18 protein-coding genes are annotated in these 20,443 nt (G+C 65.5%); 4 read left to right on the top strand and 14 right to left on the bottom strand.

Annotation, left to right across the window (positions count from 1 at the left end; genetic code table 11):
- Positions 1-175: 175 nt before the first annotated feature.
- The 6 genes from QZY44_RS34540 to nifL all read right to left on the bottom strand — a co-directional run bounded on the left by QZY44_RS34540 (position 176) and on the right by nifL (position 6,988).
- Complete coding sequence (locus QZY44_RS34540; protein ID WP_295458661.1) at positions 176-709, bottom strand: transposase; 534 nt, start codon at positions 707-709, stop codon at positions 176-178.
- Positions 710-1,024: 315 nt separating this feature from the next.
- Entirely contained in the window at positions 1,025-2,260 is a 1,236-nt protein-coding gene (locus QZY44_RS34535; protein ID WP_295458658.1) for a hypothetical protein, read from the bottom strand.
- A 570-nt stretch (positions 2,261-2,830) separates the two neighbouring features.
- Positions 2,831-3,217, bottom strand: a complete 387-nt coding sequence (locus QZY44_RS34530; protein ID WP_295458655.1) for a type II toxin-antitoxin system VapC family toxin — start codon at positions 3,215-3,217, stop codon at positions 2,831-2,833.
- Positions 3,217-3,450: a type II toxin-antitoxin system prevent-host-death family antitoxin gene (locus tag QZY44_RS34525; RefSeq protein ID WP_295458652.1), complete on the bottom strand. Its 234-nt coding sequence runs from the start codon at positions 3,448-3,450 to the stop codon at positions 3,217-3,219. The genes QZY44_RS34530 and QZY44_RS34525 overlap by 1 nt, the downstream gene beginning before the upstream one ends.
- 234 nt (positions 3,451-3,684) lie before the next feature.
- A complete protein-coding gene (nifA, locus tag QZY44_RS34520) occupies positions 3,685-5,343 on the bottom strand; it encodes a nif-specific transcriptional activator NifA (protein ID WP_295458649.1) in 1,659 nt (552 codons plus the stop codon).
- A 4-nt stretch (positions 5,344-5,347) separates the two neighbouring features.
- A complete protein-coding gene (nifL, locus tag QZY44_RS34515) occupies positions 5,348-6,988 on the bottom strand; it encodes a nitrogen fixation negative regulator NifL (RefSeq protein ID WP_295458646.1) in 1,641 nt (546 codons plus the stop codon).
- Between the two features lie 493 nt (positions 6,989-7,481).
- Between nifL and QZY44_RS34510 the strand changes: the two genes are divergently transcribed.
- The 4 genes from QZY44_RS34510 (at position 7,482) to QZY44_RS34495 (ending at position 10,548) form a co-directional block, all read left to right on the top strand.
- Positions 7,482-8,015 (top strand): RnfABCDGE type electron transport complex subunit B, encoded by a 534-nt coding sequence (locus QZY44_RS34510; protein ID WP_295458643.1) that lies wholly within the window; start codon positions 7,482-7,484, stop codon positions 8,013-8,015.
- 13 nt (positions 8,016-8,028) lie between these two features.
- The gene (rsxC, locus tag QZY44_RS34505; RefSeq protein ID WP_295458640.1) at positions 8,029-9,516 is read left to right on the top strand and encodes an electron transport complex subunit RsxC; all 1,488 of its coding nucleotides are present in this window, start codon (positions 8,029-8,031) and stop codon (positions 9,514-9,516) included.
- A gap of 86 nt (positions 9,517-9,602) precedes the next feature.
- On the top strand, positions 9,603-9,866 hold the full coding sequence (locus QZY44_RS34500; protein ID WP_295458637.1) for an RnfH family protein: 264 nt from the start codon (positions 9,603-9,605) through the stop codon (positions 9,864-9,866).
- A gap of 262 nt (positions 9,867-10,128) precedes the next feature.
- Positions 10,129-10,548, top strand: a complete 420-nt coding sequence (locus tag QZY44_RS34495; protein ID WP_295458635.1) for an EamA family transporter — start codon at positions 10,129-10,131, stop codon at positions 10,546-10,548.
- 282 nt (positions 10,549-10,830) lie between these two features.
- Here the strand turns inward: QZY44_RS34495 and QZY44_RS34490 are convergent, their stop codons facing one another.
- From QZY44_RS34490 to QZY44_RS34455, 8 genes are all read right to left on the bottom strand, one after another.
- Positions 10,831-11,076, bottom strand: a complete 246-nt coding sequence (locus tag QZY44_RS34490; protein WP_295458633.1) for a TOBE domain-containing protein — start codon at positions 11,074-11,076, stop codon at positions 10,831-10,833.
- 10 nt (positions 11,077-11,086) lie between these two features.
- Positions 11,087-12,358, bottom strand: coding sequence for a radical SAM protein (locus tag QZY44_RS34485; RefSeq protein ID WP_295458630.1), 1,272 nt, complete (start codon positions 12,356-12,358; stop codon positions 11,087-11,089).
- Between the two features lie 40 nt (positions 12,359-12,398).
- A complete protein-coding gene (locus tag QZY44_RS34480; protein ID WP_295458626.1) occupies positions 12,399-13,748 on the bottom strand; it encodes a radical SAM protein in 1,350 nt (449 codons plus the stop codon).
- Positions 13,749-14,268: 520 nt separating this feature from the next.
- Positions 14,269-15,411 carry a threonine synthase gene (locus QZY44_RS34475; protein ID WP_295458624.1) on the bottom strand — a complete coding sequence of 381 codons (1,143 nt, stop codon included), beginning with the start codon at positions 15,409-15,411 and terminating at the stop codon, positions 14,269-14,271.
- Between the two features lie 37 nt (positions 15,412-15,448).
- The gene (locus QZY44_RS34470; RefSeq protein ID WP_295458622.1) at positions 15,449-16,693 is read right to left on the bottom strand and encodes an MFS transporter; all 1,245 of its coding nucleotides are present in this window, start codon (positions 16,691-16,693) and stop codon (positions 15,449-15,451) included.
- A complete protein-coding gene (locus QZY44_RS34465) occupies positions 16,690-18,063 on the bottom strand; it encodes a nitrogenase component 1 (protein ID WP_295458618.1) in 1,374 nt (457 codons plus the stop codon). Before QZY44_RS34465 ends, QZY44_RS34470 begins: the two co-directional genes overlap by 4 nt.
- 1 nt (position 18,064) lies before the next feature.
- Positions 18,065-19,474 carry a nitrogenase component 1 gene (locus QZY44_RS34460; RefSeq protein WP_295458614.1) on the bottom strand — a complete coding sequence of 470 codons (1,410 nt, stop codon included), beginning with the start codon at positions 19,472-19,474 and terminating at the stop codon, positions 18,065-18,067.
- A gap of 33 nt (positions 19,475-19,507) precedes the next feature.
- Positions 19,508-20,383, bottom strand: a complete 876-nt coding sequence (locus QZY44_RS34455; RefSeq protein WP_295458611.1) for a nitrogenase iron protein NifH — start codon at positions 20,381-20,383, stop codon at positions 19,508-19,510.
- Between the last annotated feature and the right edge of the window lie 60 nt (positions 20,384-20,443).

The following is a 20,443-nucleotide window of genomic DNA, read 5'->3' as shown; positions in this document are numbered from 1 at the left end:
ACCGCAATCTCTCTCGTGACACCGCAATCTCTCTCGTGACACCGCAACCTCTCTCGTGACACCGCAACCTCTCTCGTGACACCGCAACCTCTCTCGTGACACCGCAACCTCTCTCGTGACACCGCTCCAGCGGTGTCACGCCTGTGTCAGGCGCTGTGCGCCGCGAAGTCCCAGGTCACCAATCAGTAAAGACCTCAACCACCCCCGCCCGCCCCGCATAAACACGCGCACTCGACCACCGCCAATACTCCGGCTCATCCACGAACCCCCGCTTCACCGGGTTCCAATGGATATACTCCAATTTCTGCCGCAGCATCTCCTCCCCCTCGATCGCCTGCGGGTGCGACCCCTCCTGCCAGAACTGATGCGTCCGATCCCCGCGCTGCGCCTTGAACGCAAAGGCCATCCGGTCCAGCAACTGCCGCGCACCCGCCGTCTCCAGCACCTCGATCAACCGCTTGGCGGTGAATGACTTAAACCGCTGCCAGACCCCCGGCAAGTCCGACGCCTGGGCGACCGCGTGCAGATGATTCTCCAGCAACACGAAGCCATAAAGGCGCAACCCGGCGTTGGCCTGGAGCCAGGTCCAGGAATCGAACAGGACCTGCGCCGTCTCCGGGCGGGTAAAGACCGGCAGCCATTCGACGACCGTATCGGTGAGGAAGTGCGGCCGGTCGTGCTCGGCGAAGTGGTAGCGGGTGCGGGCCATGGGTGCCTCCTTCGTGATGGTGTTTCACTCTGAAAAGCCCGCCTGGTCTATTCGGGGTCTGGGGATTCCCGGCGCGGAGCGCCAGACACATGGGTGACACCGCTGGAGCGGTGTCACCAGAATAACCTCTCGCGACACCGCTCTGGCGTTGTCGCGCCTGTGTTGGGCGCTCTGCGCCCCGAGGCCGGAGCTACCAATCAGCCGGGGTAGAGGCTGCGGACTCCCGGCGCGAAGCGCCTGACACATGGGTGACACCGCTGGAGCGGTGTCACCAGAACAGAACAGCAACCACTCGCGCCCGACGCCTTTATCCCTTTATCCCTTTATGCGATGTGCGTACATGCCATCAGTCCATTTGTGAAGTGAGTAGGCGAGGTTCTTGAGGTCACTGCTTTCTATGCGACTGGCGTACATGCCGTCAACCCAGTCGTGAAGTGAGTAGGCGAGGTTCTTGAGGTCACTGCTGCCTATGCGACTTGCGTACATGCCGTCAGCCCAGTCGTGAAATGAGTAGGCGAGGCTCTTGAGGTCGCCGCTCCCTATGCGATGTGCGTACATGCCGTCAACCCAGTCATGAAGTGAGTAGGCGAGATTCTTGAGGTCGCCGCTGCCTATGCGAACTGCGTACATACCGTCAGCCCAGTCGTGAAATGAGTAGGCGAGGTTATTGAGGTCACCTGCTGTCCCACCCTCATTCCATGCCTTGACGAACCCGTTGACGGCCTTGGCCATCACCGCCTGCCCAAAGGTCATCCGGCCGCGCGCATCGACCTGTTGGAAATCACCCTTCTTGGCATCCGCGACGTATTTGTTGTCGTGTCCCGGCTTGATTTTCACGACGATGTCTACGCCATCATACTGGGCCCGAAACATGTCTTTTTTATTGTTGATCGAAACATGGCTGGCAAATGGCAAGGCGCGATTGTCCGTCACCATAGTGAAAAATCCCGCGTTCAGCCCCATATCCATCAGGTTTGCCGCATAGTAGCCCCACTCACCGCTCAGGACTTGCTTTCTTTCGGGATAGATGACCGTGGCCGGTATGCGATCGATCTTAACATCCGATGAATTAAGAATTGAAATCGCGAGGCATTCGTGGTTGGTGTTCTTGTCCGCGCAAAAGAATTTATTCTGCGAAATCAGGGTATTGCCTGACATCAACTTATAAAGCTCTTCCCAACCAATGGACGTCCAGGTACCAGCGGGATACTCTTTGGCCGAGCAGGAGATTTCACTAGGACACCGCTTGCCATCCCGGTACTCGCCTTCGTAGCGTTTGCCGTTGGCCCAAGTGTAGGTACCTCGGCCACTCTGCTGGCCATCTCGGTACTCGCCTTCATAGCGTCCGTTCGGCTTCCCGTTGAGCAACCACTGTAGTACCCCGTTGCCGTTGGCCCTTTTATTTGAGCACGGCCCTGACCATTTGATGCTTTCGCCAGGTGACGGATTACCATTCCAAACCTGGCATCCACTGGCGGAATCAGCAATCCATCCTCCTGCATACGAATTCACTGAACAAAGCAATGGCACGGCACAGATCAGTCTTTTCATGGTGCGTCCTCAGTCGTCATCGCCGGCCTTGATCAAGGCCTGGCATCTACGGTGGTCGATCGATCCATGACAACGCGGGCGCTGCCGTGAACCAGCTGCGAGAACAGGCGGGGACTGGGTGCGAAACAGCGGTTGCGAACCAAGTCCCTATTCGCGACCGGCGGGGGCCGGGGCATCACGCATCCCGACCGGCAATCCGCATTCCTGATCTATTTGATCGCATACGGGGTCCGGGGCCTTATTGGGTGTGACGCGGCGGCAGTATCCACAAAAACAATACACCTGTCAAGGGTGTGCGGCGGACCAGAGGATTAGGGAACTCAATTGGCAGCATTGGCGAAACGCTGCTCTCTTGACACCGCACCGGGGGTATCGCGCAGGCGCCGGATGCGCTGCGCCCCAAGGGGCGGGGAGCGAGTTGCCTGGGATTCGCGCTGGCACTCCCGGCGCGGAGCGCCTGACACAGGGTGACACCGCCGCAGCGGTGTCACCAGAAGGGAGGTTGGAGCGGTGTCACCAGAGGGTGAGGAGACTTGCCGCCAATGCAAACACGGGGGTGACCATCTTTCGTCACCACAGCGTGGCGACCGGGAACGCGCTGAACGCGGGATCTCGGGTCACCAGAACCATGGATTCCAACTCACTCTGGGCCGCCAGCATGCGATCGAAGGGGTCGCGGTGGGCCAGGGCGTAGCCTCCCGTCCGCAGTCCGTGGAGATAGCTGACCGGCAGATGCAGGAAGCCGTCAGCGGCAACCAGTTCTGCAAACCGCTCGGCCGCTTTGGGGACCTCATCCAGCTTGCCAATCCGCTGCTTAGTGGCGATGTCCCAGGCACTTGCCGCGCTGACATGGATCGTGTTGGCCTCATCGGCGATGGCGGCCTGAGCCCTGACAGACAGCCGCGCGTCGGCGGTGAACCACCATAGCAGCGCATGGGTATCGAGCAGTAGCCGCATCACCGGCCTTCCCAGGCGTCCAGTTCTTCCGGGGGCAGGGGTTCAAAGAAGGCGTCGGTCACGCGGCCCTCAAGGCGCCCCGGTTGACGCCGTGTTGGTGTGGGCGCCAAGGGCATCAGGCGCGCATAGGGCTTGCCGGCCTTGGCCAGGATGATCTCCTCACCGGCATGGGCCTGCTCCAAGAGCTTGGATAGGTGGGTCTTGGCCTCGTGGACGTTGACGGTCAGGGTCATTGGCGGCTCCTGATGGGCGAGGGTGGCGAACTCAAGTCTATGCAGGATGGCCCCGCGATGGAAGAAATCCGATCACTCGGGCGGGACGGGGCGCCGCGGGTATGGTGCGGCGGGGCCTGGATCAGCCCGTGGCCGGTCCCGTACCCAGAGGCCGCTCGGCGCGGAGCGCCTGACACATGGGTGACACCGCTGGAGCGGTGTCACCAGAAGGTAGGTGTCACCAGAGGGTAGCGCTCAGAATTGCCGCACCTTGATGTTCAGGGTCTGGATGCGATAAGCGATCTGGCGCGGGGTCATGTTGAGCAGGCGCGCGGCCTTGGCCTGGACCCAGCCGGCCTCCTCCAGGGCGGCGATGACGCGCTCGCGCTCGTCCAAATCCGGGTCGTCGAGGTCGACCTTGGGGACGGGATCCGTCGGCAGCGGCAGGCCTGAATCCGCGCCGGCACCGACACTCGGACCGGCCGCGCTGGCCCCGACCGCGGCGCCGACACCCGCACTGGTCGAGCGCCCATCCCAGGCGCTGACATCCAGCCCGGTGAGCTCGATCACACCGCGGTCGATGGTGCCGTCGGCGCTCATCACGGCCGCGCGCTCCATGCAGTTCTCCAGTTCGCGCACGTTGCCCGGCCATTCATGGCGCATGAGGATGCGCAGTGCACTGTCGGTGATCGTGAGCTCCCGGCCCTGCATCCGCGCCACCTTGGTGATCAGGAAGCGGGCCAGGTCCGGCACGTCCTCGATCCGCTCGCGCAGCGCCGGCATGCGGATGGGCATGACGTTGAGCCGGTAATAGAGGTCTTCGCGGAACTCGCAGGCGCGCACCTCGGCCTCCAGGTCACGGTTGGTGGCGGCGATGATGCGCACGTCGACCTTGAGTGTGCGCCCGCCGCCGACCCGCTCGAACTCGCCCTCCTGGAGCACGCGCAGCAGCTTGGCCTGGAAGGCGGGGCTGATCTCGCCGATCTCGTCCAGGAACAGGGTGCCGCCGTCGGCCTGCTCGAAGCGGCCCTTGCGCATCGCCACCGCGCCGGTGAAGGAGCCCTTCTCGTGGCCGAAGAGCTCGGACTCCAGCAGGTTGTCCGGCAGGGCGGCGCAGTTGAGCTTGACGAAGGGCGCGCGGGCGCGCGGTGAGTTGTAATGGATGGCGTTGGCAATCAGCTCCTTGCCGGTACCGGACTCGCCGCGGATCAGCACCGTGGTGGTCCATTTGGCGACCTGGCGGACCTGGTCGAACACGAGCCGCATCGGCTGGGTGCGCCCGATGATGCTGTCGAACCCGTGTACCCCCTTGACCTCGCGCCTAAGCTTGTCGCGCTCCTCGCGCAGGGCCGCCTGCTCGGCCTCCACCCCGCGCGCCAGCCGGATGGCCTGACCGATGAGGTTAGCGACCATCTCCAGGAACCGGGCGCGCTCCTCCAAGAGAGCGTCCGCCACCGGCGGCTGGGCGGCGAAGACGCCGACCGCGGCACCCTCGCCAATGCGGATCGGCACGCCGATGAAGGGCAAATCCTGCCGGTAGAGGTTCAGCCGGTCCAGAAAGCGGGGCTCGTCCCCCACCCGCGGCAGGATCCAGGGCTCATTTTTTTCGAGTATCCGCCCGATCACACCCTCGCCGGGGCGATAGCGGACCGGCTGGAAGGGGTCCGCGTCCTCTTCGTTGTGCAGTGCGCTGATCAGCAGTTCGCCGCTCTCCTCGTCGAGCAGGCTGACCAGGCCGTAGCAGAGCCGGCCGCGTTCGTGCAGCACCCGCAAGACCTCACGCAGCGTCTGGCGGAGATCCAGTGAGCGGCTGAGCACTGTGCTGACCTCATAGAGTGCGGCCAACTGGGTCTCTAAGAGCTCGAGGCGCGCCGCATCCGTGGCAATGACTGGAACCAGTGGATCGCGATTCATGCGCTCACTCATCGGTGGCCACGGCGTTCAGGGTGAGCAGGATGCGACAGCCGTCCTGGCAATCCGGGTCGACCTCGATACTGCCGCCGTGGGCGGTGACGATCTCCTGGGCCATGGCGAGCCCCATGCCGGCCCGGCCGCGGCGATTGCGCCAGCCGATGTAGAAGGGTTCAAAGACCCGGTAGCGGTCCCCGTGGGGGATGCCGCGGCCATTGTCCTGGATCACCACCTCCACCGCGCCGTCCAGCGGGCGGGTGGCGAGCAGCAGGTCGCGCTGTGGCCGCCCGGACTCGTTGAGTGCCTGGATGGCGTTGTCGATCAGGTGCTTGAAGAGCGAGCGCAGTGAATCCTGGTGGCCCGAGAGCGGCGGCAACAGGGGGGTCGGGCGCCAGTCCACCACGATGCCGGCGGCCAGCAGCCGGTCGGTCTCCAGCACCAGGACCTGGCGCAGCAGGTCGTTGACGTTGACCATCACCCCGATCTCGCGCGGTCCCTCCGGCAGCGCCGCCTTCAGGGTCTCCAGGGCGTGTGCCCCAGAGACACTGATCTCCTCCAGCATCCCGGCCAGGGTCGCGAGGCTCGCGTTACCGCCGCGGGCCATGGCGGCGGCGGCCTGGATCACGTTCATGGGGGCCTGGATCTGGTAGATGGCGGCGGAGAGGGCCTCGCGCATGCCGTGGGCCAGCTGCTGCTCGGCCAGCCGGGCGCGCAGATTCTCCAGGTGCGCCCGATCCACCTCGCGGCGCCGGGCGGTGACCTCGTTGGCCAGCAGGAGCATCCGCCGCTCGCCCGGCCTCTGCCGGCCAAAGAAGCCGCGTGCGCTGGGGTCGACCTCGTCCGCCGGGGTGCCGGAGCAGGAGAACCAGCGCGTTGCGCCTAGACCTTCGACACTGATGCTGACCTCCAGGTCCTTGAAGGCACGCCCGCCCAGACACTCGGCCAGCGGGTCCAGACCGACCTGCTCGCGCAGCGCGGTACTCAGGACCTGTGCCGGCACCTCCCCGTGCAGTTCGCCGGCGAGCGTCTTGTACTCCTGGTTGTCGAGGATCACCCGACCCTCGGCATCGAGCAACACGATCACCACCGGGGCCGCGTCCAGGACAGTCTCCATGCGCCCCTTCTGGCGGCGCAACTCGCCCTCCAGCTCGTGTACCTTGGTCACGTCGCGGTGCATGCCCAGGAAATACTTGAGTTCCCCGTGGCAATCCAGCACCGGGGCGATCACCAGTTCAGCCAAGTAGTCCCCGCCCTGTTTGGTGCGATTGATCAGGGTCCCGGTCCAGGTCTGCTTGCGCTGGATGGTCCGCCACAGGTGCTGGTAGACGTTGGTCGGCGTGGCGTGATTGGACAGGATCCCCTCGTTGTTCCCGATGACCTCGTCGCGGCTGTAGCCGGTCAGGACCTCGAAGGCACGGTTGGCGTAGAGGATGGTCGCGCGCACGTCGGTGATGGAGATGGCCGAGGGGGCCTGCTCCACGGCCTCGAAGAAGAGCCGCGGGGAGAGCGGATCGCGGGGATTGCCCGCCATCAGGGTGAGGGCTTCGATGACCTCCGCCGGGGTGCCTGCCGGAGGGGCGGCGAGGAACTCACCCAGTGCGGTAGCGACAAGCTGTTCCGGGGACTCCAGGGATGGTCGGGCCGACACGGTGTTCTCCAAGGTTGGCGTTGGGGGCGGCGCAATCGCGCAAGGCAATTCGTCGACCATGGAACGCAAATTAAGACGTGGCAAGTGCGGGGCGGTGGCGGTGCGGCAACCCGGATGGGGCCTGGCCCGTTCGGCGGCCTGTCGATATTACGACAATTCTACTGTATGGCGGCGTGGGTGTTGTCGTGTCGTCAACAGCCCAGAGCGCAGTCGGCCGCCCGGGAGCCGTCCGCCAGACCGGGGCAGCGCCCGCAAAGATAACGTAACAAATTGATTATAAAATTCTATTTATGACACTATTGGCTTCCCAAGCGACGCTAATGGGTCAGGACCAGAACCGCCTGGCACTGCGTTTGCATGGCGGTCTTTGCGCAAGGTGCGAAAGGACCATCGGTCCGCGCAGCGGACCCTACCGGCTCGCGGCGCAGCGCACCGGATACCTGCGAGACACCGCACCGCGGTGTCTCCCTTCATCGACCAGAGGCATCCAACCATGCTCGCCGCCATTGGCAGTCTCTCCGCCCTCGGCCTGATCCTCGGCGCCCTGCTAGGGCTCGCCTCCCGCTACCTGCGGGTGGAGGGCAACCCATTGACCGCACAGGCCTTGGCACTGCTCCCCGGCTCCCAGTGCGGGCAGTGCGGTTACGTTGGCTGCGGCCAGGCGGCCGAGGCACTCACCGCTGGCACCGCCCCGCCGACCGTCTGCCCCCCCGGCGGGCGAGCCGTCGCGGAGGCCCTGGGCAGCCTGCTCGGCAAAACGGTGGATCTCGCTGGCGTGGCGGAAAAGGCCCCGGCCGTCGCACACATCAACGAGAACCTCTGCGTGGGCTGCACCAAGTGCTTCAAGCGCTGCCCCACCGACGCGATCATGGGGGCGAATAACATGATCCATAGCGTCTTCGCGGACGCCTGTATCGGCTGCGAGAAATGCTTCGAGGTGTGCCCCACCGAGTGCATCGAGATGCGGCCCATCGCGGCGACTCTGCAAACCTGGTTCTGGCCCAATCCGGCCACGGTAACCGCCTGAGGCGGGAGGCCCCATGAAGCTCTTCAAGATCCGCGGCGGCGTCCATCCGGAAGACCGCAAACACCTGGCCGCCAATCAGGCGATCGAGGACCTGCCCTTAGCGCCACTGCTGCATGTGCCCTTGCAGCAGCACATCGGCAACCCGGCCACCCCGGCGGTGCGCCGCGGCCAGCGGGTGGCCAAGGGCGAGCTCATCGGCGCGGCCCAGGGACCGATGTCAGCCCCGGTCCATGCCCCAACCTCGGGGCGCATCATGGGCATCGGCAGCTTCCCGGCCCACCACGCCTCGGGGCTGTCGGTGCGCACCATCACCCTGCAACCCGATCGCGAGGACCTTTGGCTTGCGGGATTGGAAGGCGTGGCGGACCCATTCGCCCTGCCACCGGAAGCGATCGCTGAAAAAGTCGCGGCGGCCGGCATCGTCGGAATGGGGGGCGCGACCTTCCCGTCGGCGGTCAAGCTCAACCTGCGCACCAAGTACAGTCTACATACCCTGGTGATCAACGGGGCCGAATGCGAACCTTATCTCACCTGTGACGACCGGCTGATGCGCGAGCACGCCGACGAGGTCCTCGACGGCGCCCGCATCATGGCCCATGCCCTGGGGGTGTCGCGGATCATCATCGGGATCGAGAACAACAAGCCGCAGGCACAGGACGCCATGACCGGGGCCGCCGCGCCCTACCCCGAGATCAAAGTCGCCCGTCTGCCCATGCGCTTCCCCATGGGCTCCGAAAAGCACTTGGTGCAGACCCTCACCGGCCAGGAGACCCCGGCCCGGGGCCTGACCGCCGACATCGGGGTCGTCGTCCACAACCCGGCGACCGCCTTCGCGGTCCACCAGGCCCTGCGCCTGGGCCGGCCCTTGGTAGCGCGGCTGGTCACGGTGAGCGGCGCCGCCATCAACCGGCCACGCAACCTGCGGGTCCCACTAGGCACGCCGGTACAGCACCTGATCGACCATTGCGGCGGCTTCCGGGAGGAACCGGCACGGCTGGTGAGCGGCGGGCCGATGATGGGGCAGCCACTGCCGAGCACCCGCGTACCCATCGTGAAGGGCAGCAATGGGGTGCTGGCGCTGACCGCGACCGAGATCAATGCCGGCCCCAGCTCGCCCTGTATCCGCTGCGCGAGCTGCGTCGATGCCTGCCCCTGCGGCCTGTTGCCGCTCAACATGGCCGCCCACGCCCGCGCCGGTGACCTGGAGGGGACGGTGCGCCTGGGGCTCATGGACTGCATCGGCTGCGGTTCCTGCTCCTTTGTCTGCCCGTCGCACATCCCGCTGGTGCAGTTCTTCAACTACGCCAAGGGCGAGATGGCCGCCCGCGGGCGCGCCAAGCAGAAGCAGACCGAGACCCGGCGCCTGGTGGAGCAACGCGCGGAGCGGATGGAGGCGATCCAACGTGCCAAGCGTGAGGCCATGGCGGCGCGTAAGCGCGACACCACGGCCAAGCCGGCGGCGCCCAAGCCGACACCGGCGGACAGTCACGCGACGGCCTGAACCAGAAAGACAAGACACTTAAGCCCCACAGGGGCGTGACATAGCAGTCCAGGGCTAACGCCCTGGCTTCAACTCCGGAGGTTACCATGCACGTCGGCGTCGCCTATGCGGACAAGTTCAAACAGACCTGGCTCAAGCTCGATGTGCCGGACGGCAGTTGCGCGCGCGACGCCATCCTGCGCTCCGGACTACTGGACCAATTCCCGGAGATCGATCTGGCGCGCAACCAGGTCGGCATCTTCGGTAAGGTCGTGCGCCTCGACACGGCGCTCGCCGCCGGCAATCGGGTCGAGATCTACCGCCCCATTATCGCCGATCCCGAGACCGTGGAGCGTCGCGATCGGGAGTGAGGATGTGCCCCGAGCGCCGGCCTTGACCAATCGCGTCACCTGACGGCAAAAAAAGGCGCCTTGCAGGCGCCTGACAATTTCACCACACCAAGGAAAGCGCTTCGTTGCGTTGCAGTCTGGCATCGCATCCGACGCGGGGGAAGGCGGAATTTCCGCAGAGCTCGTTCATGCCGGCCGGCTATCGGCATCCGAAAATCAGATTAGCCATTCAATCGCGGTCCGCGGTAACCTAGCGTTTTAGCTTCGGACCCCTGTCACCGCAATGTCCTGGCAACTGTTCGCGCTCGGTTCGGCTTTCTTCGCGGGTCTGACCGCCATCTTCGGCAAGCTCGGCGTGGAAGGACTGAACTCTAACCTAGCGACCCTGATCCGGACGCTGGTGATTCTGGTCATGACGGTTGGCATCGTCAGCGCTCGCGGCGAATGGTTACTACCCAAAGCAGTGGGCCTTCGCCCACTTGCCTTTCTCGTACTCTCCGGCTTGGCAACGGGTTGCTCCTGGCTGCTCTACTACCGCGCGCTGCAATTGGCGCCGGCCTCTCTGGTGGCCCCCATCGACAAACTGAGCGTGGCCTTTGCTATCGTCCTGGCGGTCCTTTTTCTTGGTGAGGCCGTGACGCTCAAGCTGATACTCGGCGGGCTGTTCATACTGATTGGGGTATTGATCCTCGCCTGGCCCTAGACCGCTTCGCCAGCGATGGTGACGGTTATGAGCCAAACTGTTCGCAAGGCGGGCAGTCCCCTCCCCCCATAGGATCCAAGAACGGGCACTTGTCACGCCAAGGCGCCAAGCTCGCCAAGGATCTTTTGTGTGTTATAAGGGACACAGAAGGTCGAGCCGTAGGAACGGGTTTGAAACCCGCCGCTACACGGTTGCATCCTGCGCCGGACTGGCCTCGCATGGTCATTGGCGAACGGCTGAACACGCGCACTCAACTATCAAGCTACCCGCGCATCACCGCATTCATGGAGCGTCGTGGTTGGCGTTGCGCAGCGTGGCGATCACGACATCGCTGGACTTGATCAGCGCCAGGACCTGGCTGCCGACCGCGAGCTTCAGGTGTTTGATGGAGCCGGTGGTAATGGTCGCGGTAACAATTCCCCCGTCGGTCTGTACATCGACCTCCGAGATGACCGGACCTTGTTGCACGACCGCAGTGATGACCGAGGCCGGTTGCGCCCCCCCACGCGCCCCCGACGGCCTCGCCATTGTGGGTGGATCAATGAGTCTTGTTGAGCGCCAATTGCAGCGTCGGGTGACGCCAGCGCTTGAGCTTACCGTTCTCGAAATACTCCTCCTCGATCCGGTAGAGCAGACCGGTCAAGCCGCCGGCGCTGTGATGTGCGTGGATCTCATCCAGGGTGTAGCCGTATTTCCGATAAATGTCACGCTGCTTGTAGGCCACGTCCAGGTGCCATGCCGCCTCCGGGGTCTGGTGGCCTTCAAGGTCCGTGCCATCCGTCGGACGCCAGATCCCGGCCTTACCCAGGATGCCGCGCGAGGCCAGATATTCGACGCCGTCCAGCACCGACTTCTTCGTTTCGATGCCCGCGACGATATTGGAGGAGATGTGCGCCCGACCGAAGACGCCGGCGGCGTATTCCAGTGCGCCCACCCAATTGTCCCAGCCGCCGCAGACGTTCTCCTTTCCAGGTACGATCGCCTTACGAATGTTCCGGTCCCAGATCTCCATATTAGAGCCGATAAAGAAGTAACCGGCCTCTTTCAATTTGTCGAACACGGTGTAGTCAGCCGGTGCACCCATCGAGATGGAGCCGACGAAGTCGTCCAGGCCGGTGTGCGCCCGGATCTCTTCGGCCACATCGGTGTAATACTCGAGCTCACGGCGCTCGGGGACGAAGCCGCCGGTCAGGTGGAAACTGGTTGCCACCCCGGCCTCGATCGCGGCGGCAAACACCTCGGCCACCTGGCGGGGGGTCTTGATGATGCTGTTACGATTGTCGTAATTGCAGAACTTGCATTCCTCACCCTTGTCTTTCAGCGAGCATTCGACGCTGAAGGAGACATGAACCAACCCGGTGGACGAACTGACCCGGGCAATATCCGAAAAGGGCACGCCGTCGCTGGTGAACCGGCCGGCCAACGGCGACTTGGGCCGTTGCGGGAACTCCACCTCGGCGATCCGGGTGGTGCGCTTGCCGTAACGGTAAAGCACCGGCTGACCATCCTCCACCACCAGACCGTAGATCGAACGGTCATTCTGGCGCGCGTCGCCGGACAGCCCATGGGGCAAGGTAAAGGACGGCAGGGTCGGGGCCCTGAGCTCGCTCAAGGTGGTGGGTCCCAAGTCCTTACCACCCGCCAGGCGATGCAGCTCGGCATAGTCCTCCGGGTCCACCTGCACACCCTGCACCGCCAGGTCGACGTGCAGTTCCAGTTCGTTATAGAGCGCATCCTTCAGCGCCTGATTCGAGAGATAGGCTGGTTGCGGACGCGCCGCGGCGGTCGGTTCAGTCGAGAGCTGAGTCATTGCTGTATTCCTGTTTCGTGAGCCGGTCGATCGGTCGCTGTCAGTGGGTTTGGTTCTGCAGCGTGAGCCGCGGATGGTAGAGGCTCTTGAGCTTGCCATCCTCGAACAACTCATCCTCGATCCGATAAATGATCCCGGCGATCCCGCCGGCGCCGTGATAGGAATGGATCTGCTCCCGCGTGAAGCCGTATTTCTTATAGATGGCCACCCGCTTGAATGCCAGATCGAGATGCCAGGAGGCCAAGGGTGTCTGATGGCCTTCCAGGTCCGTCCCGGGGGTCGGCCGCCAGATGCCGGCGTTGCCCAGGATGCCCCGGGAGCACAGATACTCGACCCCCTCCAGGATGGACTTCTTGGTCTCGATACCGGCAACGATGTTGGAGACGATCTTGGTCGTACCAAACACCTTGACGGCATATTCGAGCGACGCCACCCAGTTGTCCCAGCCGCCGCACTGGTTTTCCTTGCCGGGGACGATCGCCTTACGGAAGTTGCGATCCCACACCTCCATGTTCGAGCCGATCATGACATAACCTGCCTCTTTCAACTTGTCGAAGATCGTATAGTCTTCGGTCGCCCCCATGGAGATGGAACCGACGAAGCCTTCCAGGCCGGTCCGCGCCTTGATCTCCTCGGCCACATCGATATAGTGCTCCAGCTCACGACGCTCGGGGATGAAACCGCCAGTCAGGTGGAAGCTGCTGGCCACCCCCGCCTCGACCGCCGCAGCAAAGAGCTCGCCCACCTGTCGCGGCGTCTTGACGATGGCGTTGCGGTTGTCGTAATTGCAGAACTTGCATTCCTCGCCTTTGTCCTTTAACGAGCACTCCTTGCTGTAGGAGACATGCACCAGGCCGGTGGTCTCATCGATTCTTGCGATGTCCTCGAAGCTCACGCCATCGGAGGTCACCCGGCCGGCCAGGGGCGACTTGGGCTTTCTGCGATAATCCAGCTTGGCAACCAAGGTCCGGCGTTTGCCGTAACGGCAGAGCACCGGCTCGCCGTCCTCGACCACCAGGCCATAGACCGAATGGGGACTGAGCCGGACGCCGGCGGATAACCCGTGGGGCAGATAAAATGACGGCAATTGCAGTGTGAGGTCTTCGTCCAGGCGCGTGGGACCGAAGGTCCTGCCGCCGCCCAGGGCATTCAACGCGGCATGGTCCGCCGGGTCGATATTGACACCCTGCACCGACAGATCGACATGCAACTCCAGCTCGCGATACAGCGCATCCTTCAATCCGGCATTGGCGGACTGTTTCGGTTGTGCGCCGAAGCGGATCTCGCTACCGAGGGCAGGCGTCGGCGCGTGCAGGTCAAGCGCAACACCCTGGATGCCGGGGCTCACGCGGAGATGCGGTGCTGCTGCACGCTGATCGAGTTGGGTCATGATGGTCTCACCGAATGAGCGGATAATGAATGCGAACTAAGTCGCCGAAGCGCTGCGTCTGAAAGCGTATAGCAGCAATCGTGCCATACGCATCCAGCCGGGGTCGGCGACGGGCTAACCGGTTGATTGTCAGCTGGGGAACAAAAGGATGGAGGTGATACCTGAGGTCATGGCAGCGGTCGCGGCGGGCGCCAGGTCCGGGCCGGCCTGTTGCTGCGGCAGCAATCGGCCTGGGCATGGGCCGTGTTGTCAACAGCCGGCGGACAACTCGTACCCGGTTCCACCCTATCTTGCGTGCCGACCCCAACGGGGTCGAACATACCAGCCCAGGGCAACGCCCTGGGTATGAGGCATATAGGGGGGCCTAGCCCTATAAGGGCGTGACAGATGGATCTCCACCATTATGTCACGCCCTTTCAGGGCTAGACCAATGACGCAATGCTATCCCAGGGCGTTGCCCTGGGCTGGTATGTCGCGCCCCTTCGGGGCTTAGCCCGGTCGCAAGGCAAGGCGGAACGCTCTATTCGCGGTATTTCAATCCCGTCCCGGTATTGAAGACGACGACACGTTCGCCGTCACGGATGAATCCGTTTTCGCGCAAGCGCTCCCACGCGGCCCAGGCCGCGCCGCCCTCGGGGCAGACGTCGATACCGGAGCGCACAGCAAGGTCGCGGGTAGCGCGTTGCATATCGTCTTCGTCAATAGTGATCGCCGTCCCGTGCGATTCACGCAAGGCCTGGACGCAGAGAAAGCCGCCCAATGGGGATGGGACGCGCAGTCCGTACGCCGCGGTGTGAGGATCGGGCCACGGCACCGTTCGCTCCTGGCCCGCGTGAAAGGCCTTGGCGACCGGCGCGCAACCGGCGGCCTGGACCGAGACGAAGCGCGGGCAGATCCCCGGTGCGATCCAGCCGAGCTGTGCCATTTCTTTGAAGGCCTTCCACATGCCGACCAGGCCGGTTCCGCCGCCGGTGGGATAGAGCACCACGTCCGGCACCTCGCCCGCGAATTGCTCGACCAGTTCGTATCCCATCGTTTTCTTGCCTTCGATCCGATACGGCTCGCGCAAGGTCGAGATATCGAAGGCGTCTTTGGGTCCATGCTCGCGCAGGAACTTACCGGCGTCGGCGATGGTCCCCGCAACACGGTGGATGGTGGCGCCGTAGAGCTCGCATTCGTCAAAGAAGGCCGTGGGGGTGTCCTGCGGCATCGCCACCGTCACCGGCATGCCGGCGCGCGCCCCGTAGGCGGCCAGCGCACCGGCCGCGTTGCCGGCCGAGGGGGCGGACAAGCCCCGCGCACCCAATTGCTTGGCCATCGAGACCGCCACCGCCATGCCACGCGCCTTGAAGGAGCCCGTCGGGTTGCGGGCCTCGTCTTTGACCCAGACGCCGTCGCCGACGGGCAGCAGCGGCGTGAAGCCTTCGGCGAGCGAGACCGCATCAGTGTCGTGCAACGGCAGGACCTCGCGGTAGCGCCACAGGGTCGGCGGCCGGTCGGCGAGGTCGGTGAGCCACAGCTGGACGGCGGACAGGTCGTAGTCGACCCGCAGCGGCAGGCCGCAGTGCGTGCAGAGGCTTTGCAGGGTGCGGGGATCGTGGCTTTGCCCGCAGGCAAAGCAACGGAGGCCGGTGAGCTGCGGTGCGAGGCGGGGGGCGGTCATGGGTGAATCCTTATTGATGTCAGTGGGTACCGGCGGATCAAGCCTCCGCGGCCTCGCCCACCGGCCCCCCGCGGAAGGCCAGGGCCAGCGCCGGACCGTGGATACGCGCCTCGCGGACCGCGAGCGCGGCCAGGGCGAGGAAGACGGGGACGAAGGCGATGAAGGCCGCGCTGGGGTAGAAGTGCGCACCGACCTGGCCGCCCAACAACGGGCCGAGACACAGTCCAATACCGATCGAGGCCCCGAAGAGCGAGACGGCCTTGCCCTTCTCGCCCTTGATCAGCCCCTGGCGCATGGCCGTAACCAGATTGAAGAGCCCCAGGCCCACCCCCAGCACCACGGAGAAGGCCGCGACCCGGAACACCTCCCCGGGAACCCCCAGTCCGATCAGGGCACCCAGGGTCACCGTGACCGCGAGCAGGTAGAGCTGCAGCGGGGACAGGTGCCTGATCAGCCCACCGGCGAGGAAGACCGTCAGGATGAAGGCCCCACCCTCCAGGCTGGTCAGGACCGAGGCAAAGCCGCCGGGCAGGTGCAGCGAGAGGACCACGATCGGCACGATGAAGGCGGTAAAGGCCGCAAAACAGCCCCCGGCCGCCGCCTCGGTGAGCAGGGGCAACACCAGCGGGTTATTCGCGAGCAGGGCGCGCAGGTCGCTCAATTGCGCCCGGATGCCGGCGGTGAGGCCAGATTGGCGGGCCGCGGGTCGGGCCTCCTCATGAAAGAAGAAGACGAGCGCGATCGGTAACAGGGTCATCACGGCCAACAGCCGGAAGATCTGCTCGGGGGCCAGCGCCTGCGTCAGTGCGGCCGCCAACAGCGGCCCAAGGAAGCTCAAACCGATGGACATCGAGCCCTTGTACCATCCGGCGCGGGCAATGCCCATCTCCCTGATCCGGGAAAAGAAAGAGGAGGTGAGCGCGGTCGACTTGAGCGACGCGAAAAGGCCGAGTGCCCCTTGCAGCGCGAGCAGGTGCAACGGTATCTGGGACAACGGGATCGCGAAGGTCAGGACCGTACCGACCAGGCTGCCCAGCAGGAACAGCCGGCGCGCGCCGAAGTGATCCACCAGAAAGCCCGCGGGGATCACCAGCAGCAGCAGGCCGAGCCCGGAGATGCCGCGGATCATGCCGATCTGGGCCGTCGTCGCCAGCAGTTGGAGTGCAAACAGCGGGACCATCAACTGCATGGCCCCGGCCACGGTGCCGCTGACGACATTCAGGACCAGGAAACCGCCGAGGACGCCGCGCGTCGCCATCGGCCGGGTCGCGCCCGCACTCATGCGGCGCGTCGCGACAGCGGCCATGCCGTGCCGGCCGCGTGCTCGTCCGCCGCCGCCTGGTGGCGGATCACCGCGGCGCTGAAGTCCTCCGCCAAGGCCAGGGCACCGGCGATGCCGGCATAGCTGCGCACCAGCACCGGGCTGTGACCGGTCGGCGCAGCGGTGATGACCAGCGGCGCGTCCAGTGCCCGGGCGGCGCCGGCCTCGATGACGCTGCCGAAGATGACCTGCGGTGCGGCGGCCGTCAGCGCGGCGGCAATCTCATCGCTACTGTCGCTGAACAGGACCGCCTCCGCGCCGCCGCCGAGCGCGGCGGTGATATCCGGGCGCCGGCTCTCGTCCGGGACGTCCGTGACGATCACGGCGGCGAGCGTCTGACCCAGGGTGCCGGCCAGGTAGCGCGCGAGCCCGATGGCATAGGCCGTGCCGCCGACGATCGCCACCCGTTGCTGCAGCCCGTGGTGCAGATAGCTGGCGGCAAACTTCTGGAGAAAGTGACGCTCACGCACATCGAGCGCCTGCGTGACTGCCGCGATCCCCTCGGCCGCGACCCCCAGTGACTGGCCGATCTGTCCGATGAGGAGCGCCAGGTCGCGACTGCCCACCGGGAGCCATCCGAAGTCGACAAATGGCGTCCCGTGGCGGCTGTGCAGCCGCCGGGCGGCCTCCCGACCCCAGGGCGACAGGACGACGTTGAGCCGCGCGCGGGGCAGGACGCGCCAATCCGCGCTCGTCTGGCCGACGCCGACCAGGCGGCGCACCGGGACGCCGAGGCGCCCGATCCAGCCCTCCAGTTCGAGCAGATCACCCTCCCAGAAGGCGTCCTGACCGGGGGCGATACCGAGCAGGTTGATCGCTTCTGCCGTCGCGTCCGGGGCCGCATCCGCCGCCGCGGCCGCCTCATCAAGCAGCGGCGGCAACTGGTCGACCAGCGTGTTCAGGAGGGTCTCGTAGCCGCGATAGGCGTTGCCATTGAAGCCCGGGGTCGCCACGCTGAGTACCGGAAAATGCTGTTGGCGAGCCTCCTTGACCATCGCCGGGACGTCGTCCCCGATCACCTCCGGCACGCACCCGGTGAGTACCACATAGGCGTCGCCGGCCAGCACCTTGACCGTGTTCTTGATCTGCTCGCGCAGGCGCGACCCGCCGCCAAAGACCACATGGCGTTCGACCAGGGTGGTGGAACTGGTTTCCAGCGGCCCGGTGTAACGCGGCCCGCCGCTGCCGCTCGGGGTGCCGTCGGCCAGGGTCGCGCCCAGGCTGCACCCGGCGTTGGCATGCACGATCGGCACCAGGCCGCCGATCGCGCCAAGCAGGCGCACACCCCCGTGCAGAGCACAGCCGTTTCTATCCTCGTGGACGATCGTCATATCAGTTGGACTCGTGCTTGACGTGCCAGTGGGTGCTCTTGCCGAGCCAGGAGGCGGTGTAGGCGTCGTCCGTGCCGCCGCCGTCGGCGAGGAAGTGCGCCAGCGCGGGCTTGCCGAGCGTGCGCGCCAGGCCGGTCAGGATGGACTCGACCCCCGCGTAACCGAGCGTGGGCCGCCGGGCCAGGTCGAATACCGGGATCCCCAGGCGCAGGGCATGCACCGCCCGATTGCCGCTGCCGACGTAGAGCGCGGGCTTGAGCGTGCCCAGCAGGTTGGCCTCCTCGAAGACCTGGCCGTTGCCGACCAGGACCGGAAGGTCGCCGTGGTCCGCCAGCAGGGTCGCCAGGGCCGGCGCATCGCCATCGCCGATCTCGGAGAACTTGCAGCCGGTCACGCGCAGGTCCAACGCGTGTGCCAGTTGCGCGACGGCAAAGGCGCTGCCGGCCGGCAGGTTGATGAAGAGCGGCGCGCGCTGCAAGGCGCCGGCCGCCTGCACCAGCTCGGCGACCCGCTCCGTATGGCGCGCGATGAGGTCCGGGCACTGCGCGTCGCGACCGGTCGCCGCGGCAATCGCATCGAGCCAGCGAGCGGTCGCCGGGATGCCGACCGGTGGCGGCAGGCGCAGGAAGGGAATGTCGTAAAGCTCTTCGAGCAGTTCACCGGCGTAACCGGCCGTGCCGGCGTCGATCGCCACCGACAACCGGGCCTCGGCTAGCTGCGGCGCCTCGCTGATGCGCCCATACCGCGGGAAGACCTGGGCGTCCAGGCCAAGCTCAGCCAGGAGCCCACGCAGAGCATCGACGTTGTGGCGGCTCTCCGCGACGGCGAGCAGGTTGATGTGCTCGCCACGGGGGCGCGGCCGGGACGGAGCCACGTGCTTGATCAGCGCATGTACGCTGACATCGTACCCGGTGGCCGCCACCTTGGAGCGGAAGCCATCGGTGTAGACGGGCACGATCGGGATGCCCAGCTCCTCGCGGGCGTCGATCACCGCCGTCTCGATGTCATCGTTGTTGATAGCCACCACCGGTGTGGCGACCACGAAGATCGCCGCCGGCGACCAGGCCCGGTGCGCCTGCACGATCGCCTGGCGCAGCTTGGTCTCGGCGCCCAGGATCGACTCACGCTCATTGATGCCGGTCACCAGCCAGCGTCCGGCGCCCCCCGCGTCACCGCCGCGCAGGCTCGCGGCGCACCCGGCCGGACCATGGACCACGATCGCGGCGTCCGCGATGGTGCCGAGCAGCTCGAGCGCCACCTGCAGGTCGCTCGGCCCATCCTGAGCAAAGGTGCGTACGCGCTGCTTGAGCTCGCCCCGCAGCACCTCCTGGAGCAGCCCCGACAGGCTGCCGCTATAGGCCCCGATGGCACCGAGCCGCTTCTCGCGGATCGGCGCCGTCTTGCCCCTCAAGCCCCCCGTCACCCGCGCCCACGCGGCGCCCACTTAGGCGACCGCCCGGATCGGCACGGGCGCATCCGCACCCTCGCGCAGGATCAGGTCGCCCCATTGGCGTGCCCAGTCGCGCAGGTCATTGACCCCCAGCGGCTGCGGGACCACCGACGAGTCGTCGGCCACGATCTTCTCGCCCAGCTCGCGGTAGATGGCCGCATGCGCCGAATCGGGCGCCGCCTCGATCACCGTCGTGCCGTGCAGTTCGGCCTGGGCGACGGTCGATGAGCGCGGGATATATTGGACGACGCGGGTCTCGGTCTGGACCGCGAAGTCGTCGATCAGCGGGCGCGCATAGGGCGCAATCAACCCGTTGGCGATGATCCCGCCGAGCTTGGCGCCGCCCGAGGGGGCGTACTTCTGGATTGCCTTGAACAGGTTGTTCGCGGCATAGATCGCCATGAAATCGGACGAGGAGACCACATAGACACGGTCGGTGAGACCCTCACGGATCGGTACGGCAAAACCGCCGCAGACCACGTCGCCGAGTACGTCATAGAGCACGATGTCAGGTTTGAACTCCTCGAACAGGTGCAGGTCCTGGAGCAGGCTGATCGCGGCATTGATGCCGCGCCCGGCGCAGCCGACCCCGGGCACCGGGCCGCCGGCCTCAATGCAGAGTACGCCGCGGAAGCCGACCACGGAGATATCCTCCAGATGGACCCGCCCGCCCTCACGCGTGCGGTCCAGCACCGTGGGCAGGTAATTGACTCCGCGCAGCGTGACGGTGGAATCGGCCTTGGGGTCGCAGCCGATCTGCACCACCCGATAGCCGGCATCGGCCAGCGCCGCGGCAATATTGGAGGTCGTCGTCGACTTGCCGATACCGCCCTTGCCATAGATGGCGATATGCTGTGTACGCTTGGTCATAGAGTGGTCGCCTGTGATTGTGATCTATACGGAAGCAAGCCGCCCACGCGGTCATTGGCG

This window comes from uncultured Thiodictyon sp., assembly GCA_903837595.1.
Taxonomy (GTDB): Bacteria; Pseudomonadota; Gammaproteobacteria; order Chromatiales; family Chromatiaceae; genus Thiodictyon.
The sequence above is the reverse complement of the archived record's forward strand: the minus strand, read 5'-3'. Positions and strand labels throughout refer to the sequence as shown.

Coding starts and splice junctions, on each gene's coding strand:
- rsxC (WP_295458640.1), top strand. CDS start 8,029: ATGAAGCTCTTCAAGATCCGCGGCGGCGTCCATCCGGAAGACCGCAAA.
- QZY44_RS34500 (WP_295458637.1), top strand. CDS start 9,603: ATGCACGTCGGCGTCGCCTATGCGGACAAGTTCAAACAGACCTGGCTC.
- QZY44_RS34540 (WP_295458661.1), bottom strand. CDS start 709: ATGGCCCGCACCCGCTACCACTTCGCCGAGCACGACCGGCCGCACTTC.
- QZY44_RS34535 (WP_295458658.1), bottom strand. CDS start 2,260: ATGAAAAGACTGATCTGTGCCGTGCCATTGCTTTGTTCAGTGAATTCG.
- nifA (WP_295458649.1), bottom strand. CDS start 5,343: ATGAATCGCGATCCACTGGTTCCAGTCATTGCCACGGATGCGGCGCGC.
- QZY44_RS34495 (WP_295458635.1), top strand. CDS start 10,129: ATGTCCTGGCAACTGTTCGCGCTCGGTTCGGCTTTCTTCGCGGGTCTG.
- QZY44_RS34465 (WP_295458618.1), bottom strand. CDS start 18,063: ATGACGATCGTCCACGAGGATAGAAACGGCTGTGCTCTGCACGGGGGT.
- QZY44_RS34525 (WP_295458652.1), bottom strand. CDS start 3,450: ATGACCCTGACCGTCAACGTCCACGAGGCCAAGACCCACCTATCCAAG.
- QZY44_RS34475 (WP_295458624.1), bottom strand. CDS start 15,411: ATGACCGCCCCCCGCCTCGCACCGCAGCTCACCGGCCTCCGTTGCTTT.
- QZY44_RS34485 (WP_295458630.1), bottom strand. CDS start 12,358: ATGACTCAGCTCTCGACTGAACCGACCGCCGCGGCGCGTCCGCAACCA.
- QZY44_RS34510 (WP_295458643.1), top strand. CDS start 7,482: ATGCTCGCCGCCATTGGCAGTCTCTCCGCCCTCGGCCTGATCCTCGGC.
- QZY44_RS34480 (WP_295458626.1), bottom strand. CDS start 13,748: ATGACCCAACTCGATCAGCGTGCAGCAGCACCGCATCTCCGCGTGAGC.
- QZY44_RS34470 (WP_295458622.1), bottom strand. CDS start 16,693: ATGAGTGCGGGCGCGACCCGGCCGATGGCGACGCGCGGCGTCCTCGGC.
- QZY44_RS34530 (WP_295458655.1), bottom strand. CDS start 3,217: ATGCGGCTACTGCTCGATACCCATGCGCTGCTATGGTGGTTCACCGCC.
- QZY44_RS34455 (WP_295458611.1), bottom strand. CDS start 20,383: ATGACCAAGCGTACACAGCATATCGCCATCTATGGCAAGGGCGGTATC.
- QZY44_RS34490 (WP_295458633.1), bottom strand. CDS start 11,076: ATGGCGAGGCCGTCGGGGGCGCGTGGGGGGGCGCAACCGGCCTCGGTC.